The sequence below is a fragment of the Pseudomonas sp. CFBP13508 genome (assembly GCF_005233515.1).
In the GTDB taxonomy this organism is placed as follows: domain Bacteria; phylum Pseudomonadota; class Gammaproteobacteria; order Pseudomonadales; family Pseudomonadaceae; genus Aquipseudomonas; species Aquipseudomonas mercuritolerans.
Genome location: NZ_QFZZ01000005.1, coordinates 282,959 through 300,767 on the forward strand (window position 1 = coordinate 282,959; position 17,809 = coordinate 300,767).

Below are 17,809 nucleotides of genomic sequence, written 5' to 3' on the forward strand. Positions count from 1 at the left end.
GCGTCAGCGCACATGCACATAGGTGCCGGGTGCCGCTTCCATCGGTGGATAGTTCGGATTGCCGAGGGTGGTGCGAGTCTCATTCAGGGCGCCGGAGCGCTGCGCGACCCATTCCAGCCACTGCGGCCACCAGCTGCCGTCGACGTGTTTGGCATCGTAGTACCAGGCACGCGGGTCGCTGCTCAGTTTGGCGTTCTCGACGTAGGCAGCTTTCGGGTTGCTCGGCGGGTTGAGGATGCTCTGCACGTGGCCGCTGTTGGACAGCACGAAACGTCGCTCGCCACCGAGCAGCAGGGTCGAGCGATACACCGCGTCCCATGGCGTGATGTGGTCGTTCATGCCGGCGACGCTGAAGCTGTCGACATTGACCTTCTGTAGGTCGATCGGCGTACCGCACACCTCGAGACCGCCAGCGTGGATCAGCGGGTTGTGCTTGAAGAAGTCCAGCAGATCGCCGTGCAGCGCCGCCGGCAGGCGCGTGTTGTCATTGTTCCAGTAGAGAATGTCGAAGGCTGGCGGCTCCTTGCCCAGCAGGTAGTTGTTGACGAAATAGCTCCAGATCAAATCGTTGGGGCGCATCCAGGCGAAGACCTTGGCCATGTCGCGACCGTCGAGCACGCCTCGCTGGTACGAGCGACGTTTGGCCGCTTCCAGTGTTTGCTCGTCGGCGAACAGCGTGGCCGGGGTCTCGATCTGGCTGTCGAGCAGACTGACCAGATACGTCGCGCTGGCGACCCGGCGTAGTTGCCGTTTGGCCTGCAAATGCCCTTGCAGGGCGGCGATGGTCAGGCCGCCAGCGCAGGCGCCCATGAGGTTGACTTCGCGGGCGCCGGTAATCGCCCGGCAGATGTTCATCGCTTCTTCGACCGCTTCGACGTAACTCGACAGGCCCCACTCGCGATGGCGCACATCAGGATTGCGCCAACTGATCATGAAGGTCTGCAGGCTGTTTTTCAGGGCGTACTGGACGAAGCTGTTCTGCGGGCTTAGGTCGAAGATGTAGTACTTGTTGATTTGCGGCGGCACCACCAGCAGCGGCTTGGCGTACTGCTTTTCGCTCATCGATTTGTACTGGATCAGCTCGAACATTTCATTGCGAAAGACCACCGATCCGCTGGTGGTCGCCACGGTTTTGCCGACCTCGAACGCCTGCCTGGTCACTTGCCGGGGCAGGCCGTCGTTGTGCAGCAGATCATCAAACAAATGGCTCAGGCCACGCACCAGACTCTGCCCGCCGGAATTGAACAGCTCCTTGACCGCCAGCGGATTGAGCAGGGTGTTGGAGGGCGCCACGGCGTCATTGAGCAGGGTGAAAGCGAAGTGCGCACGGGCACGATCTTCAGGGCTCATGTCGCCTTCATCGATCCAGCTCTTGACCTGTTTCTGCCAGGCCAGATACGCCTGCAGGCTGCGCCGGTAGAACGGGTTGAGGCTCCACGCCGGATCGGCGAAGCGGCTGTCTTGCGGATTGGTCGGGTGCAGGGTTTCGCCGAGCAGCACGCGGCCCAAATGTCCGCCAAGCTTCAGCGCATGCTTTGCGCTGTGCAACGGATTGCGCAAGCCGTGGGCGGCGACGCTGCGCAGGGTCGACAGCAGATCCCTGCCGCGCAGACCGGCGATCGCACTCTGGGCGTTGATAAACACGGCGGGGCTGGGCACCACGCCCGTCGCTGGTTTTTCGCGCATGACTCAACACTCCTTCGTCTTCAGGGCAAAAACACACTCACCGAACCAGAACACCATAGACGCTGTTACCGGTTGCTGCCTGCGCGGCGTCCTGCCGCGCGCTTGATTTGGAAAGTGCTGCATAAAGCAGGCCGCCGCGATCAGCCGCCGAGCGGGGTCGGATGCGGGTGCATGACTGCGCGCAGACGCTCCTCTTCGAGAAACTTCATGATGATCGGCGCCACCGCTTCGGCGCGGGTAATCAGGAACAGATGGCCGTCATCGATGATGTGCAACTGCGCATTGGGAATGCGCCAGGCGAGCATGCGCATGTTGATCAGCGGAATCAGTGGGTCGTCATCGCCGGCCAGCACCAGCGTCGGCTGATGGATCTTGTGCAGCCAGTGGATGCTGGTCCAGCCGAGGCCGGCGAACAGTTGCCAGTAGTAACCGAGCTTGCCCGCCGAGCGCACTTTCGCCGCATGGCTGGCAGCCAGCGTCGGGTCGCGGCGGAACGAGCCGCCGTAGATCATCGGCGCGATGCGGATCACATGGGATGGCTGAATGTAGCGGCGCGGACTGGCCATCATCCACAGCACTTTCGGTTTGCCGGGGACCATCACCGCACCGGCCGCAGTGGCCGCCAGTACCAGTTTCTTGCAGCGCTCGGGATAGTCGTAGGCAAACTGCTGCGCCAGAGCTCCGCCCCACGACACGCCGATCACATTGACCTTGCCGTAGTCGAGATAGTCGAGCATCCGCGCCGTCAGTTTGGCCAGGCCGGGGAAGCGATACGGTCGGTTCGGCGTCGACGAGCCGCCGACCCCGGGCACGTCGAAGGCGATCACTTCCAGATCCGGGTCGAGCGCTGCGACAAACGGAAACACCAGCTCCAGGTTGGCACCGATGCCGTTGAAGATCAGCAGAGGCGTCAAATGAGGCTTGCCGGGACGCACCGCCGTGCGGAGGGTCTGGCCATCCAGATCGACGGTGCGGAATATGAACGGTTGCGGCATGGGTCAAACCCTTCGGGTCAGTTGGGAGCAGCTGCAAGCCGCAAGCTTCAAGCAGAACCCGCTCAGCTTGTCGCTCGCAGCTTGAAACTTGCCGCTATCTCTCATGTACGTAAGTGCCTGGCGAAGCCTCGCCTGCCGGGTAGGCTTTGTTGCCCAGTTTCGCCGGGGCCTTTTTCAGGTTGCCCGAGCGTTCGGCCAGCCATGCCTGCCAGTACAGCCACCAGGAATCGGTGTGCTTGGTCGAGTTTTCCTGCCAGTCATCGGCAGTCGCCGCCATCTCTTCGCTGGTCATGTAGCGCGATTTCGGATTGCCCGGCGGGTTGAGGATGCTCTGAATATGGCCGCTGCTCGACAGCACGAATTCGACTTTGCCGCCGAACAGTTGCGCCGACTTGTAGCAGGACTTCCATGGCGTGATGTGATCGTTGGTGCCGGCCAGGGAAAAGATGTCGGCGGTGACCTGCTTGAGGTCGATCGGCGTGCCGCACACTTCCAGTGCATTGGGGCGGATCAGTGGATTGTTTTTGAACATCTCGATCAGGTCGCCGTGGAACGCGGCGGGCAGGCGAGTGGTGTCGTTGTTCCAGAACAGGATGTCGAACACCGGCGGCTCGTTGCCGAGCAAGTAGTTGTTGACCCAGTAGTTCCAGATCAGATCGTTGGGGCGCATCCAGGCGAAGACCTTGGCCATGTCTTTGCCTTCGAGCACGCCGGCCTGGTAGGAGTGGCGCTTGGCGGTCTCCAGGGTCTGCTCGTCGACGAACAGGGCGACGTCGCTGTCCAGGGTGGTGTCGAGCACGCTGACCAGCAGGGTGAGGGCGTTGACCTTGTTCTCGCCGAGCGCGGCGTAGTGGCCGAGCAGGGCGGTGCAGGTGATGCCGCCGGAACAGGCGCCGAGCATGTTCACATCTTTGCTGCCGGTTATAGCGGTGACTACGTCGACGGCTTCCTTCAGCGCCTCGATGTAGGTCGACAGACCCCATTCGCGCTGGGCCTTGGTCGGGTTGCGCCAGCTGATGATGAAGGTTGGCACATTGTTGCGCAGGCAGAAGCGCGCCAGGCTTTTGTCCGGGCTCAAGTCGAAGACGTAGAACTTGTTGATCTGCGGCGGCACTACCAGCAGCGGGCGCTCGTGGACCTGCTCGGTGATCGGCCGGTACTGGATCAGCTCCAGCACATCATTGCGAAACACCACCGCGCCTTCGGTGACGCCCAGGCTCTTGCCAACCTCGAACGCGCCCATGTTGACCTGGCTCGGCATGCCGCCGTTGTGCACAAGATCCTTGGCCAGATGCGAGAGGCCATCGAGCAGGCTTTTGCCGCCGGTTTCGAAAAAGCGTTTGACCGCCGCCGGGTTGGCCGCCGTGTTGGTCGGCGCCATGGCTTCGGTCATCAAGTTGATGACGAAATGGCCGCGAGCGATGTCCTTGGGGGACAGGCTGCTGTCATCAATCCAGGCATGCAATTCCTTGCGCCAGGCCAGGTAGGTTTGCAGATAGCGTTTGTACAGAGGGTTCTGGCTCCACGCCGGGTCGGCAAAACGGCGATCATCACCGGCCGGTTGCAGCGCGGATTTCCCCAGCAGCACGTTCTTCAGCTCAAGGCCGAAATGGGTCACGTGCCTGACGCTGTGAATCGGTTGTCTGATGGCCTGTTTCAGCACCATCCGAGCAGAGGCCAGCAGATCCTTTCCGCGCAGCCCGACGACGGGGTTAAGCCCCAGAGTATTTTCCGAGGCTTGGTACTTCAGGTCATCGTTATTCTTGTCACTCATCTACGACGCTCCATTGTCCTGAGACGAGTACCCGGTTTCACGCTGTCGCTTCCACAGCCAATGCCGGGTACTACTGCTCGGGTGACCGTTGATTCTGCATAGCTGCTTTACAGTCGTAGAGCACTGCAGGGAACTTGCCAGCTCCATTGGTTACCCGAGTTTAATTTTTTTCGCAAGCGGCCGATCCGGGGCCGTATGCGCGGAGCATTCAAACAGATGAAGTTAGAAAATGCCCTCTAAAGAGCGAGAGCCACGGCCTAGAGCATCAGCTTGACGAACGACTCGTTCGGATCGCGGGATTTCCCGGCAGCGCGCAGCTCCGCAAGATAATCGTCCCAGAGTTCGTTCTGGCGTTTGCCAAGTTCGTAGAGGTATTCCCAAGTGAACAGGCCACTGTCGTGACCGTCGTCGAAGGTCAGTTTCAGTGCATAGTTGCCAGCCGGTTCCAGCTTGCTCAGACCCACGTTGAGCTTGCCGAATTGCAGGATCGGTTTGCCGTGGCCCTGGACCTCGGCGGAGGGAGAGTGCACGCGCAGAAACTCGGCGGGCAGAGTGTATTCCTCGCCGGACGCATATTTGAGCGTCAGGGTTTTCGAGGCTTTGTGCAGTTTGATGTCGGTGGGAATCATGAAAAACAGCCTTTAGCTGCAAGCTACAAGTTGCAAGCTTAACTCAGCTTGCCGCTTGTAGCTTGTAGCTTGCCGCTCTACAGAATGTAGCGGGACAGATCTTCGTTCTGCGCCAATTCGCCGAGGTGGCTGTTGACGTAGTCGGCGTCGATCAGAATCGCCTTGTCATCGTGGGCGCTGGCCAGGTCGCCGGCGCTGAACGACACCTCTTCGAGCAGACGCTCGAGCAGGGTATGCAGACGACGGGCACCGATGTTCTCGGTCTTCTCGTTGACCTGCCAGGCGATCTCCGCCAGACGCTTGATGCCCTCGGGCTGGAACTGGATGTTCAGGCCTTCGGTCTTCAGCAGCGCGCAGTATTGCTCGGTGAGCGAGGCGTGCGGTTCGCTGAGGATGCGTTCGAAGTCTTCCGGGCTCAGCGCCTTGAGCTCGACGCGGATCGGCAGACGGCCTTGCAGCTCCGGCACCAGATCGCTTGGCTTGCTCAGGTGGAACGCACCGGAGGCGATGAACAGGATGTGGTCGGTCTTGACCATGCCCAGTTTGGTATTGACGGTGCAGCCTTCGATCAGCGGCAGCAGGTCGCGCTGTACGCCTTCGCGGGAGACATCGGCGCCGCCGACATTGCCGCGCTTGGCGACCTTGTCGATTTCGTCGATGAAGACGATACCGTGCTGCTCGACCGCTTCCAGCGCCTTGGCCTTCAGTTCTTCTTCGTTGACCAGACGCCCGGCTTCTTCATCGCGCACCAGTTTCAGCGCTTCCTTGACCTTGAGCTTGCGCGACTTCTTCTTGCCCTTGCCCATGTTGGCAAACAGCGATTGCAGCTGGTTGGTCATCTCTTCCATGCCCGGCGGCGTGGCGATCTCGATGCCGGAGACTTCGGCGACTTCGATTTCGATTTCCTTGTCGTCCAACTGGCCTTCGCGCAGGCGCTTGCGGAACAGCTGACGCGTATTGGAATCGGAGCTCGGCGCTTCTTCGTTGCTGAAGCCCATGCGTGCCGGCGGCAGCAGCGCGTCGAGGATGCGATCCTCGGCGGCGTCTTCGGCGCGGTGGCGTACGCGGGTCATTTCCTGTTCGCGGAGCATCTTGATCGCGGCATCGGCCAGATCACGGATGATCGACTCGACGTCGCGGCCGACGTAGCCGACCTCGGTGAATTTGGTCGCTTCGACCTTGATGAACGGCGCATTGGCCAGTTTCGCCAGGCGACGGGCGATCTCGGTTTTACCGACACCGGTCGGGCCGATCATCAGGATGTTCTTCGGGGTCACCTCAACGCGCAGCTCTTCAGGCAGCTGCATGCGGCGCCAGCGGTTGCGCAGGGCAATCGCGACGGCGCGCTTGGCATCGTCCTGGCCGATGATATGGCGGTTGAGTTCGTGGACGATTTCGCGGGGAGTCATGGACATAGTAATTGACGGTCCTCAAGCAGAAACAAGCCGTGGCACATGGGCCGCAACAGGCTTATTCAGCGAGATCCTGCTCCTCAATGGTCTGGGTGTGGTTGGTGAATACACAGATGTCGCCAGCGATGCCGAGAGCGGTTTCGACGATCTCGCGCGCCGACAGGTCGGTCTTTTTCAGCAGGGCGCTGGCGGCGGCTTGCGCGTAGGCGCCGCCGGAACCCATGGCGATCAGGCCATCTTCAGGTTCGACCACGTCACCGTTGCCGGTGATGATCAGCGAAGCATCCTTGTTGGCAACCGCGAGCATCGCTTCGAGGCGGCTCAGGGAGCGGTCGGTGCGCCATTCCTTGGCGAGTTCGACGGCGGCGCGGATCAGGTGACCCTGATGTTTTTCGAGCTGGCCTTCGAAGCGTTCGAACAGGGTGAAGGCGTCGGCGGTGGCACCGGCGAAACCGGCGATGACCTGGCCGTGGTACAGGCGACGGACCTTTTTGGCGTTGCCTTTCATCACGGTGTTGCCGAGAGAAACCTGGCCGTCGCCGCCCATGACGACTTTGCCGTGGCGGCGGACTGAAACGATGGTGGTCAAGGGAAGAGTCTCCACGCAGCGGGGCGAAAATGCCTTATGCCCATTCATATGGGGGTGCTGGAGGGGATTTCAACTGTAGCGCGGGAGAGGAGACGAGCGGTGATCAACTGTAGGAGCTGCCGAAGGCTGCGATCTTTTGATCCTGATCTGAAAGCAAAATCAAAAGATCGCAGCCTGCGGCAGCTCCTACAGGGGATTTGCGTTACCTGTGGGAGCGGTTGTCTACGTAAAGTCAGCGGCTCTGGCGTTGTTGTAACAACAGGTTGCTGAAGCCGGCGCCGGCCAGTTGTTTCTGCGCCGTGGTCAGTTGTTCACGGTTGCTGAACGGCCCGACCAAAACGCGGTACCAGGTTTCATCCTTGACCGTGCCGGACTCCACCGCGACGGCTTGGCCGAGCAGAATGATCTGCGCACGCACCTTGTCAGCATCGGTTTCCTTGCGGAACGAACCGGCCTGGAGGAAGAACTTGGTCACTGGCGCGGCCTTGCTCACGGGTGGCGCTGGCGGCGGCGTGATCCCGGCCAGAGCCGCTTGAGCCCGTGCGGTGTCGATCTTCGCCGCTTCGGCCGGGGTTACCGGTGTGGTCGGGATGGCCGGCACTTGCGGCGTCGGCAGGGTCTTCTCCGGTACCGCGTCCGGCGGCACGATCACTTCCGATTCCGGCAGCAAGGTGTAGAAGTCGTACTTCGGCTTCACCGGTTGGGTCGGGCTCGGCGGAGTCTTGTTGGCCTCGGCGATCTTCGACGCTTTCTGCTGCTGTTCGACTTTCTCGCGCTTGACCGTGTCGCTGCCCTTGCCCGGTTCCAGTTTCATCAGAAACACGATGAACGCGCCGACGGTCAGGCCGATGGCCATCCACAGCCAGCCCGGAATCGGTTGTTTCGCCGGGGCCTGATAGCGGCTGGCGCCGCGTTTGGGTGCAGGTTTTTTCTTGGCAGCCAACTTACATACGCTCCAGAGTTTCCAGACCCAACAGCTCCAGGCCTTGCTTGAGGGTGCGACCGGTCAGTGCGGCCAGACGCAGACGGCTCTGCATCTGCGCCGGGGTGTCGGCGGCGAGGATCGGGCAATTCTCGTAGAAGCTGGAGAACAAGCCGGCGACGTCGTACAGGTAGGTGCAGAGAATGTGCGGCGTGCCTTTTTCAGCGACGTTGTTCAGCACTTCGCCGAACTGCGCCAGCTTCGCCGCCAGCTCTTGCTCGTGCGCCGCTTCGAGGACGATCTGGCCGTCGACTTCGCTGAAGTCCTTGCCCAGTTTACGGAACACACCGGCCACGCGGGTGTAGGCGTACAGCAGATACGGCGCGGTGTTGCCTTCGAAATTGAGCATCAGGTCGAAGTTGAAGCTGTAGTCGCTGGTGCGATGCTTGGACAGGTCGGCGTATTTCACCGCGCCGATGCCGACGACCTTGGCGATGTTGCGCAACTCGTCTTCGGCCAGGGTCGGGTTCTTCTCTTTCACCAGGTTGTAGGCACGTTCCTGGGCTTCGGTGAGCAGGTCGATCAGCTTCACGGTGCCGCCATCACGGGTCTTGAACGGACGGCCATCGGCGCCGTTCATGGTGCCGAAACCCATGTGTTCCATTTCCATCGGATGGGTGACGAAACCGGCCTTGCGCGCCACCGCGAAGACCTGCTGGAAGTGCAGGGCCTGACGCTGGTCGACGAAATACAGCGCGCGATCAGCCTTGAGCTTGCCGCTGCGGTAGCGCACGGCCGCCAGGTCAGTGGTGGCGTACAGGTAACCGCCATCGGCCTTGACGATGATCACCGGCAGCGGATCGCCATCGGCGTTCTTGAACTCGTCGAGAAACACGCACTGGGCGCCGTTGCTCTCGACCAGCATGCCGGCAGCTTTCAGGTCGTTGACCACATTGATCAGGTCATCGTTATAGGCGCTTTCGCCCATTACGTCGGCCATGGTCAGTTTGACGTTGAGCAGTTCGTAGATCTTCTGGCAGTGCGACAGCGAGATGTCCTTGAACTTGGTCCACAGTGCCAGGCATTCGGCATCGCCAGCCTGCAACTTGACCACCAGGCCACGGGCGCGGTCGGCGAATTCTTCGGACTCGTCGAAACGCTGCTTGGCCGCACGGTAGAAGTTTTCCAGATCGGACAATTCGTCGCTGGTGATCGGGTTTTCCTGCAGATAAGCCATCAACATGCCGAACTGAGTGCCCCAGTCGCCAACGTGGTTCTGGCGGATCACCTCGTCGCCGAGGAACTCAAGAACGCGGGCCACGCCGTCGCCGATGATGGTCGAGCGCAAGTGGCCGACGTGCATCTCTTTGGCCAGGTTCGGCGCCGACAGATCGACCACGGTGCGCTGCGCCGGGCCGGCCTTGCGCACGCCGACACGGGCGTCGGCCAGTGCGGCGTCGAGGCGCGAGGCCAGTGCCTGGGTGTTCTGGAAGAAATTGATGAAGCCCGGGCCGGCGATTTCGGCCTTGGTGACGTTCTCGTCAGCGGGCAGAGCGGCGATGATTTTCTCCGCCAGATCGCGCGGCTTCATGCCGGCAGGCTTGGCCAGCATCATGGCGATGTTGCTGGCGAAGTCGCCGTGGGTCTTGTCGCGGGCGTTCTCCACCTGGATCGCCGGCGTCAGGCCTTCAGGCAACACACCTTCGTTGACGAGTTGGGTGAGGGCTTGCTGGATCAGCTGGCGAATGGTGTCTTTCATGGTCTTCTCTTTCGACCGCAAGCGCGGCGGGCGCATCGATGCGCGGGTGGAAAAACTGGGCATTATCCGTTGCGAAGACGGGCTTGCCAACCTTAGCAGGCAGGATGTGGATATGTGGTGACAAAAAGTCCGCTTTCGCGAGCAGGCTCGCTCCCACAAGGTTTTGCGCAGGATCCACAACGTATGTACGGCGCTGATCCACTGCGGGAGCGAGCCTGCTCGCGAAAGCGATCTTCAGCTCAATACAGATCCACCGGATCAACATCCAGCGACCAGCGCACCGCCCGCCCGCTCGGCATCTGCTCCAGCACCAGCATCCAGCTGGCGAGCAAGCGATGCAACGGCGCCCGGGCGGTCGCCTGCAATAACAGTTGCGCGCGATAACGCCCGGCACGGCGCTCCATCGGTGCCGGCACCGGCCCGAGCAGCTCGATGCCGCTCAGATTCAATTCGGCCAGCAGGCGTTCGGCCTCGCTGCACGCTTCATCGAGAAAGCCTTCCGCCTGCCCCGGCTTGTGCGCTTCGGCACGCAACAGTGCCAGATGGGCGAACGGCGGCAACCCGGCCGCGCGGCGTTCGCTCAAGGCTTGTTCGGCGAAGGCGAAATAACCCTGCTCGGTCAGTTGCACCAATAAAGGGTGGTCGGCGAGGTGCGTCTGGATGATCACCTTGCCCGGCTCCTCCGCCCGGCCGGCGCGCCCGGCGACCTGCACGATCAGCTGCGCCATGCGCTCGCTGGCGCGGAAGTCGCCGGAGAACAGGCCGCCGTCGGCATCCAGAATCGACACCAGCGTCACCCGTGGGAAGTGGTGCCCTTTGGCCAACATCTGCGTGCCGACCAGAATGCACGGCTGGCCTTTCTGGATCGTCGCGAACAACTGATTCATCGCGTCCTTGCGCGAGGTGCTGTCGCGATCGACGCGCAGTACCGGGTAATCCGGGAACAGAATCGCCAAGCGTTCTTCGGCGCGTTCAGTACCGGCACCGACCGGGCGCAGATCGACCTTGCTGCATTTCGGGCATTGGCGCGGTGTGCGCTCGACGTTGCCGCAGTGGTGACAGCGCAGCTCGCCGTAACGCTGGTGCACGGTCATGCGCGCATCGCAACGCGAACACTCGGACATCCAGCCGCAATCGTGGCAGAGCAGGGTCGGGGCAAAGCCGCGCCGGTTGAGGAACACCAGCACCTGTTGGCCGTTGGCGAGGGTCTGGCCGATGGCTTGCTGCATCGGTCCGGAAATACCGCTGTCGAGCGGACGGCTTTTCACGTCCAGACGCAGAAAGCGCGGTTGCTTGGCGCCGCCGGCGCGTTCGTTCAGACGCAGCAGGCCATAGCGACCGGTGTAAGCGTTATGCAGGCTTTCCAGCGACGGCGTGGCGGAGCCGAGCACGATCGGGATGTTTTCCTGCCGTGCGCGTACCAGCGCCAGATCGCGAGCGTGGTAGCGCAGACCTTCCTGCTGTTTATAGGAACCGTCGTGCTCTTCATCGATGATGATCAGCCCGGGATTTTTCATCGGGGTGAACAGGGCCGAACGGGTGCCGATAATAATGTCGGCCTCGCCATCACGGGCGGCGAGCCAGGCTTCCAGGCGTTCGCGATCATTCACCGCCGAGTGCAGCAGGGCGATGCGCGCGTTGAAGCGCTGTTCGAAGCGCGCCAGGGTTTGCGGGCCGAGGTTGATCTCCGGAATCAACACCAAGGCCTGCTTGCCGGCTTCGAGGGTTTCGCGGATAAGTTGCAGATAGACTTCGGTCTTGCCGCTGCCGGTGACGCCGGCCAGGAGAAAAGCGTGGTAACTGTCGAAGCCGGCGCGAATCGCTTCATACGCCGCGCGTTGTTCACTGTTGAGCGGCAGCTCCGGTTGCGCCAGCCAGTGTTCATGGCGAGCGCCGGGGGCGTGGCGGCGGATTTCGACTTGCACCAGACCCTTGGCCAGCAGCAGATCAAGGCTGTCCTTGCTCAGCATCAGTTTGCTCAACAACTGATGGGCGACGCCATGAGGATGCTGGGCCAGCGTGGTCAATGCCTCGCGCTGGCGTGGCGCACGGGCGACCCGTGGGTCGTCAACGCTCGCGCCCGGGGCAATCGACCAGAAGCGTTCCTGCCGGGCCTCGGCCAGCTCGCCCTGACGCAGCAGCACCGGCAAGGCCCAGTTCAAGGTGTCGCCGAGGCTGTGCTGGTAATACTGCGCGGTCCACAGGCACAGCTTGAACAGCGCTGGCGGCAGTGGCGAAGTCGTGTCGAGCAGGGCCAGCGCCGGCTTGAGTTTTTCTGCCGGCACTTCGCTGGAGTCGGTGACCTCGACCAGAATCCCGATCATCTCGCGCCGACCGAACGGCACCCGCAAGCGCATGCCCGGCTGCAATTGCTCACGCCGCACCCCGGCCGGCGCCCGGTAATCGAACAGGCGGCGTAAAGGCGAAGGCAGGGCAAGGCGCAGAATGGCGTCGGGCACGCGGGGGGATCTCGATACGCAAAATGATCGGATATGCATGACCTGTGGGAGCGAGCCTGCTCGCGAAGGCGGTGGGTCAGGCAACACATGTGTCGACTGCCATGGCGTCTTCGCGAGCAGGCTCGCTGCCACAGGGAAGTGCGTTTAAGGCCGGGAGCCTAGCAGACGGTCGGTCTCGGTGACAGCTTGCGCGATTGAAAAGGTCTGGTAGAATCCGCGGCCTAATTACGTGCGGTATTCAACAATAGTGTTGGGTGGCGGCACGCTAGCCTGAGGAAGACACCATGAAAGCCGAAATCCATCCGAACTACCCGGAAATCGCTGTTACCTGCAGCTGCGGTAACAAGTTCGAAACTCGTTCGACCTACGGCAAAGCCCTGGCGATCGACGTTTGCAACGAATGCCACCCGTTCTACACCGGTAAGCAGAAGACTCTGGACACCGGCGGCCGTGTGCAGAAGTTCGCAGACCGTTTCGCTACTTTCGGCGTCGGCAAAAAAGCCTGAGGCTGATCATTTTGGAAGGTCGCTTCGACTTCTCCAGACTGATGAAAAAGGCGTCCCTTGCGGGCGCCTTTTTTGTGTCTGCGATTTGGCTGTCCGCCGCCCAGGCCTTTTGTCCGGCACCCGCAGGGCTGACCAGCGTTTCCGTGCAGCGAGTGGTCGATGGCGACACCCTGCGCCTGAGCGATGGCCGCAGCGTGCGCTTGATCGGCCTCAATACGCCGGAGCTGGGCAAGCAGGGCCGCAGCGACGAGCCCTTCGCCGTGGCAGCGCGCAAACGCCTGCAAGCGCTGGTCGATGACAGCGGCGGCCGGGTCGGTCTGCGACCCGGCAAGCAGGCGAAAGACCATTACGGCCGTACGCTGGCGCATGTTTACAGTGTCAGCGGTGCCAATCTCGAAGCGCAGATGCTTGCCGCTGGCCTGGGTTTTCAGGTCGCGGTGGCGCCGAACGTCGATCTGGTCGCCTGCCAACAGGCCGCCGAACGCAGCGCGCGACAGGCCGGACTTGGTCTCTGGCGGCAATCGCCGGTCCAGAAAGCGCAGCAGATCCAGCGTTCGGGCTTCGCCGTAGTCAGCGGTCGGGTGAGCAAGGTGCTGCGCAATCGCGGCGGAATCTGGATCGAGTTGCAGGACACGCTTGTATTGCGGGTTGCACCCAATCTGGTCGGACAATTTGACAGTGCTGGTTTGCAAGCATTGAAAGGCAGGCAGATCGAGGCGCGTGGCTGGGTGGTTGACCGATCACGGCGCGGTGGTTTGCAAAAAGGTCAGGCGCGCTGGTTGCTGCCGTTGACCGATCCTTCGATGCTGCACGTACCGCGCTGAAGAAAAATTGTAGACATTTTTACAGCTGATTGTGAACAGTCCAGCCCTTGTGCGCCGTGGCTCTTGGCCCAAAGTCGTAGGGCAGGGCGCTTGACAGCGGTGACTGCCCAGTCTTGTGGGGACTTTGCGAGGCGCGTATCCTCGCTGACCAGTCTGTCCAACAGTAAAAAAGCGGAATGCCAAAATGTCTGATCTGAAAACTGCCGCTCTCGAATACCACGCCAATCCTCGTCCGGGGAAGTTGAGTGTCGAGCTCACCAAGGCCACTGCTACCGCCCGCGACCTGTCGCTGGCCTACAGCCCCGGCGTAGCTGAACCAGTGCGCGAGATCGCTCGCGATCCTGAACTGGCCTACAAATACACCGGCAAGGGCAACCTGGTGGCAGTCATTTCCGACGGCACCGCGATTCTCGGCCTGGGCAACCTCGGCCCACTGGCTTCCAAGCCTGTAATGGAAGGCAAAGGCGTGCTGTTCAAGCGTTTCGCCGGCATCGACGTATTCGACATCGAAGTCGACTCGGAAAGCCCGCAGGCCTTTATCGACACCGTCAAGCGCATCTCCATCACCTTCGGTGGCATCAACCTGGAAGACATCAAGGCGCCAGAGTGCTTTGAGATCGAACGCGCTCTGATCGAGCAGTGCGATATTCCGGTGTTCCACGATGACCAGCACGGCACCGCGATCGTGACCGCTGCGGGCATGATCAACGCCCTGGAAATCGCTGGCAAAACCCTGCCGGAAGCGAAGATTGTCTGCCTCGGCGCCGGTGCTGCCGCCATCTCCTGCATGAAACTGCTGGTGAGCATGGGTGCTCGCATCGAAAACATCTTCATGGTTGACCGTACCGGCGTGATCCACTCCGGCCGTGACGACCTGAACCAGTACAAAGCCGTGTTCGCCCACGCTACCGAGAAGCGCACCCTGGCAGACGCACTGGCAGGCGCTGACGTATTCGTCGGTCTGTCCGGTCCGAACCTGCTGAGCGCCGAAGGCCTGCTGTCGATGGCGGCCAACCCGATCGTGTTCGCCTGCTCCAACCCGGATCCGGAAATCTCCCCGGAACTGGCGCACGCCACCCGTAGCGACGTGATCATGGCCACCGGCCGTTCGGACTACCCGAACCAGGTCAACAACGTACTGGGCTTCCCGTTCATCTTCCGTGGTGCCCTGGACGTTCGCGCCAAGCGCATCAACGAAGAAATGAAAGTCGCCGCCGCCAACGCCCTGCGCGAACTGGCCAAACTGCCTGTTCCACAGGACGTGTGCGATGCCTACGGCGGTGCTCCGCTGGAATTCGGCCGTGAGTACATCATTCCGAAACCAATGGACAAGCGCCTGATCACCCTGATCTCCGACGCCGTGGCCAAGGCTGCGATCGAGACCGGCGTGGCCACCCTGCCGTATCCGAAGAACTACCCGCTGAAAAGCGTGGATGACGTGTTCAACGGCTAAGTCGTTGTAGCGCTTCAAACAAAAGCCCCGGCTCGCGAGAGTCGGGGTTTTTTTGTGTCTGAAGATCAAGAGCCCCTCACCCTAACCCTCTCCCAGAGGGAGAGGGGACTGATTGGGGGACGCTTGGGAGCTACGCCGACCTGAATGTATGGTTTTGAATCCATAATCGACACCACACTTTCAGGTCGGTGTTTGACCCCAGACAACTCGGTAAGTCCCCTCTCCCTCTGGGAGAGGGTTAGGGTGAGGGGCTTTTGATCTTCGGGTAATAAAAAGCCCCGCACTTCTCACGAAGGCGGGGCTTTTCATTAGCTCAGCATCAGAACAGATCGATCGGCGCCTGTTCATCCGCCGGCAGCGGGCTGCCTGGCACAACGCCGTTGCCCAGCTCGTTCACCGATGGCGGCGTGTCTTCGGCCTTGAACAGTTCGAAGTACGCCCCCGGTGTGCTCGGCGTCGCTGCACGGCCGCTGACCGGGTCCACCCGCAGGCTGAGCAGACCTTCCGGCTCAGGCTGCACATGTGGCGGCTTGTCTTTCAGCGCGGCCGACATGTAATTCATCCAGATCGGCAGCGCCACGGTGCCGCCGAACTCACGGCGACCGAGGCTTTCCGGCTGGTCGAAACCGGTCCACACGGTGGTTACGTAATCAGCGTTGTAACCGGAGAACCAGGCATCTTTCGATTCGTTGGTGGTACCGGTCTTGCCGGCGATGTCGCTGCGGCCCATGGCCAGTGCACGGCGGCCGGTGCCGAGTTTGATTACGTCCTGCAGCATGCTGTTGAGGATGTAGGTGGTACGTCCATCGACAATCCGCTCGGCCACGGCCGGCGCTTGCGGCACTGCCGGATTGCCGGGCGCTTCACCGGCAACCGGTGTGGCGTTGACCGTGAACGACTCGGTGGCTGGCGCAGCGATCCCGTCGGTCGCCGAACCACCCTGTGGCACGGTCGGCGGGTTGGCGATGAACAGCGTGTCGCCGTTACGGCTTTCGATCTTGTCGATGATGTACGGGGTGATCTTGTAGCCGCCGTTGGCGAAAGTGCTCCAGCCAGTGGCGATTTCCATTGGTGTCAGCGTTGCGGTGCCGAGTGCCAGCGACAGGTTCGGCGGCAGGTCCTGCTTGTTGAAGCCGAAGCGGGTGATGTAGTCGATGGTCTTGCCCACGCCCATGGCCTGCAACAGGCGGATCGACACCAGGTTGCGCGACTTGTACAGCGCTTCACGCAGGCGGATCGGGCCGAGGAAGGTGTTGGTGTCGTTCTTCGGGCGCCAGACCTTGTCCAGGTACTCGTCGACGAACACGATCGGCGCATCGTTGACCAGGCTGGCAGCGGTGTAGCCATTATCCAGCGCGGCACTGTAAACGAACGGCTTGAAGCTCGAACCAGGCTGACGCTTGGCCTGCATGGCGCGGTTGTAGTTGCTCTGCTCGAAAGCGAAGCCACCCACCAGCGAACGGATCGCGCCGTTCTGCGGATCCAGCGACACCAGTGCGCCCTGAGCCTGGGGAATCTGGCTGAATTTCAGCGAATTGTCGGTCTGGCGCTGCACGCGGATCAGATCGCCGACCTGCGCGACATCCGACGGCTGGCGCGGGTTGGCGCCCATGCTGTTGGTATTGAGGAACGGTCGCGCCCATTTCATCGTGTCCCAGGCAACGTGCTCTTCACCGGTGCGGGTCAACACCTGCAGGCCGGTTTTATCGACTTGGGTGACGATCGCAGGTTCGAGACTGCTGATGGTGCGCTGCTTGGTCAGTTCGCTGGCCCAGGCTTCGCGGGTCTTGCCCGGCAGGCGCGACTCGGGGCCACGGTAGCCGTGGCGCTGGTCGTAAGTCATCAAGCCTTCGTGCAGTGCGGTGTTGGCCATTTCCTGCAGATTGCTTGGCACCGTGGTGGTGACACGGAAGCCTTCGGTGTAGGCCTCGCTGCCATAACGACCGACCATTTCGGCACGGGCCATTTCGGCGATGTACGGTGCGTTCACTTCCGGGGTCGGCACGTGATAGCTGGCGTTCAGCGGCTCGTTGATCGCCGCGGTGTAGTCGGCTTCGCTGATCTTGCCCAGCTTGTACATGCGCCCGAGGATCCAGTCGCGGCGTTCTTTGCTGCGCGCCGGGTTGGCCAGCGGGTTGAAGCGCGACGGAGCCTTTGGCAGACCGGCGATCATCGCCATCTGCGCCAGGCTGATGTCACGGATCGATTTGCCGTAATACACCTGCGCCGCCGCCTCGATGCCGTAGGCGCGGTTACCCAGGTAGATCTTGTTGACGTACAGCTCCAGGATCTCGTCCTTGGTCAGCTGCCGTTCGATCTGCAGGGCCAGCAGGATTTCCGTGGTTTTACGCGAGAAGCTGCGCTCGCTGGTGAGGAAGAAGTTCTTCGCCACCTGCATGGTGATGGTGCTGCCGCCGGACTGAATATGTCCGCTCTTGACCAGTTGCGTCGCCGCGCGCATCAGGCTGCTCGGGTCGACGCCATAGTGGTTGGCAAAATTGTCGTCTTCAGCACTTAGTAACGCATTGATGAAATTGGGCGGAATGTCGGCGAAACGGATCGGTGTACGGCGCATTTCGCCAAATTCTGCGATCAACTTGTTGTCGCTGCTGTACACGCGCAGAGGAATCTGCAACTGAATGCTTCTCAGCGCCTCCACAGACGGCAAACCCGGACTAAGGTAAAGAAAGGCGCCGCTGAGACCTAAGAGCAGTCCGCAGAAAACGGCGACGATGGACCAACCGAAAAATTTCAGCAGACGAATCAAGGCTTTTGGACATCCAGGGCAAAGAATGAATTTG

General features: G+C 61.5%; 14 protein-coding genes. 4 read left to right on the plus strand and 10 right to left on the minus strand.

The features are described from left to right. Nucleotides 1-3 precede the first annotated feature (3 nt). The 8 genes from phaC (PspCFBP13508_RS16495) to argS form a co-directional block, all read right to left on the minus strand. Nucleotides 4-1,686, minus strand: coding sequence for a class II poly(R)-hydroxyalkanoic acid synthase (phaC, locus tag PspCFBP13508_RS16495; protein ID WP_137215134.1), 1,683 nt, complete (start codon nucleotides 1,684-1,686; stop codon nucleotides 4-6). A 140-nt stretch (nucleotides 1,687-1,826) separates the two neighbouring features. Continuing rightward, nucleotides 1,827-2,681 (minus strand): poly(3-hydroxyalkanoate) depolymerase, encoded by an 855-nt coding sequence (gene phaZ, locus PspCFBP13508_RS16500; RefSeq protein WP_076565220.1) that lies wholly within the window; start codon nucleotides 2,679-2,681, stop codon nucleotides 1,827-1,829. A 94-nt stretch (nucleotides 2,682-2,775) separates the two neighbouring features. Further along, nucleotides 2,776-4,455 (minus strand): class II poly(R)-hydroxyalkanoic acid synthase, encoded by a 1,680-nt coding sequence (gene phaC, locus PspCFBP13508_RS16505; protein WP_137215135.1) that lies wholly within the window; start codon nucleotides 4,453-4,455, stop codon nucleotides 2,776-2,778. 257 nt (nucleotides 4,456-4,712) lie between these two features. Continuing rightward, nucleotides 4,713-5,084, minus strand: a complete 372-nt coding sequence (locus PspCFBP13508_RS16510; protein WP_137215136.1) for a DUF971 domain-containing protein — start codon at nucleotides 5,082-5,084, stop codon at nucleotides 4,713-4,715. A 77-nt stretch (nucleotides 5,085-5,161) separates the two neighbouring features. Further along, nucleotides 5,162-6,499 carry an ATP-dependent protease ATPase subunit HslU gene (hslU, locus tag PspCFBP13508_RS16515; RefSeq protein ID WP_016772060.1) on the minus strand — a complete coding sequence of 446 codons (1,338 nt, stop codon included), beginning with the start codon at nucleotides 6,497-6,499 and terminating at the stop codon, nucleotides 5,162-5,164. Between the two features lie 55 nt (nucleotides 6,500-6,554). Beyond that, complete coding sequence (hslV, locus tag PspCFBP13508_RS16520) at nucleotides 6,555-7,085, minus strand: ATP-dependent protease subunit HslV (RefSeq protein WP_007968352.1); 531 nt, start codon at nucleotides 7,083-7,085, stop codon at nucleotides 6,555-6,557. Between the two features lie 232 nt (nucleotides 7,086-7,317). Then, nucleotides 7,318-8,028, minus strand: coding sequence for an SPOR domain-containing protein (locus tag PspCFBP13508_RS16525; protein WP_016772059.1), 711 nt, complete (start codon nucleotides 8,026-8,028; stop codon nucleotides 7,318-7,320). Between the two features lies 1 nt (nucleotide 8,029). Then, a complete protein-coding gene (gene argS, locus PspCFBP13508_RS16530; protein WP_024011262.1) occupies nucleotides 8,030-9,766 on the minus strand; it encodes an arginine--tRNA ligase in 1,737 nt (578 codons plus the stop codon). Here argS and PspCFBP13508_RS27760 point away from each other — a divergent pair. Continuing rightward, a complete protein-coding gene (locus PspCFBP13508_RS27760; protein WP_016772057.1) occupies nucleotides 9,765-9,887 on the plus strand; it encodes a hypothetical protein in 123 nt (40 codons plus the stop codon). The genes argS and PspCFBP13508_RS27760 overlap by 2 nt on opposite strands. Nucleotides 9,888-10,005: 118 nt before the next feature. Here PspCFBP13508_RS27760 and PspCFBP13508_RS16535 read toward each other — a convergent pair whose 3' ends face one another. Beyond that, nucleotides 10,006-12,225 carry a primosomal protein N' gene (locus PspCFBP13508_RS16535; protein ID WP_137215137.1) on the minus strand — a complete coding sequence of 740 codons (2,220 nt, stop codon included), beginning with the start codon at nucleotides 12,223-12,225 and terminating at the stop codon, nucleotides 10,006-10,008. A gap of 284 nt (nucleotides 12,226-12,509) precedes the next feature. On the opposite strand from PspCFBP13508_RS16535, the gene rpmE reads away from it, so the two are divergent. From rpmE to PspCFBP13508_RS16550, 3 genes are all read left to right on the plus strand, one after another. Next, nucleotides 12,510-12,731: a 50S ribosomal protein L31 gene (gene rpmE, locus PspCFBP13508_RS16540; RefSeq protein WP_016772055.1), complete on the plus strand. Its 222-nt coding sequence runs from the start codon at nucleotides 12,510-12,512 to the stop codon at nucleotides 12,729-12,731. 41 nt (nucleotides 12,732-12,772) lie between these two features. Beyond that, entirely contained in the window at nucleotides 12,773-13,555 is a 783-nt protein-coding gene (locus tag PspCFBP13508_RS16545; protein ID WP_130911791.1) for a thermonuclease family protein, read from the plus strand. A gap of 184 nt (nucleotides 13,556-13,739) precedes the next feature. Next, nucleotides 13,740-15,008: a malic enzyme-like NAD(P)-binding protein gene (locus tag PspCFBP13508_RS16550; protein WP_016772053.1), complete on the plus strand. Its 1,269-nt coding sequence runs from the start codon at nucleotides 13,740-13,742 to the stop codon at nucleotides 15,006-15,008. Nucleotides 15,009-15,327: 319 nt separating this feature from the next. Here the strand turns inward: PspCFBP13508_RS16550 and PspCFBP13508_RS16555 are convergent, their stop codons facing one another. Continuing rightward, nucleotides 15,328-17,775 carry a penicillin-binding protein 1A gene (locus tag PspCFBP13508_RS16555; RefSeq protein ID WP_137215138.1) on the minus strand — a complete coding sequence of 816 codons (2,448 nt, stop codon included), beginning with the start codon at nucleotides 17,773-17,775 and terminating at the stop codon, nucleotides 15,328-15,330. Between the last annotated feature and the right edge of the window lie 34 nt (nucleotides 17,776-17,809).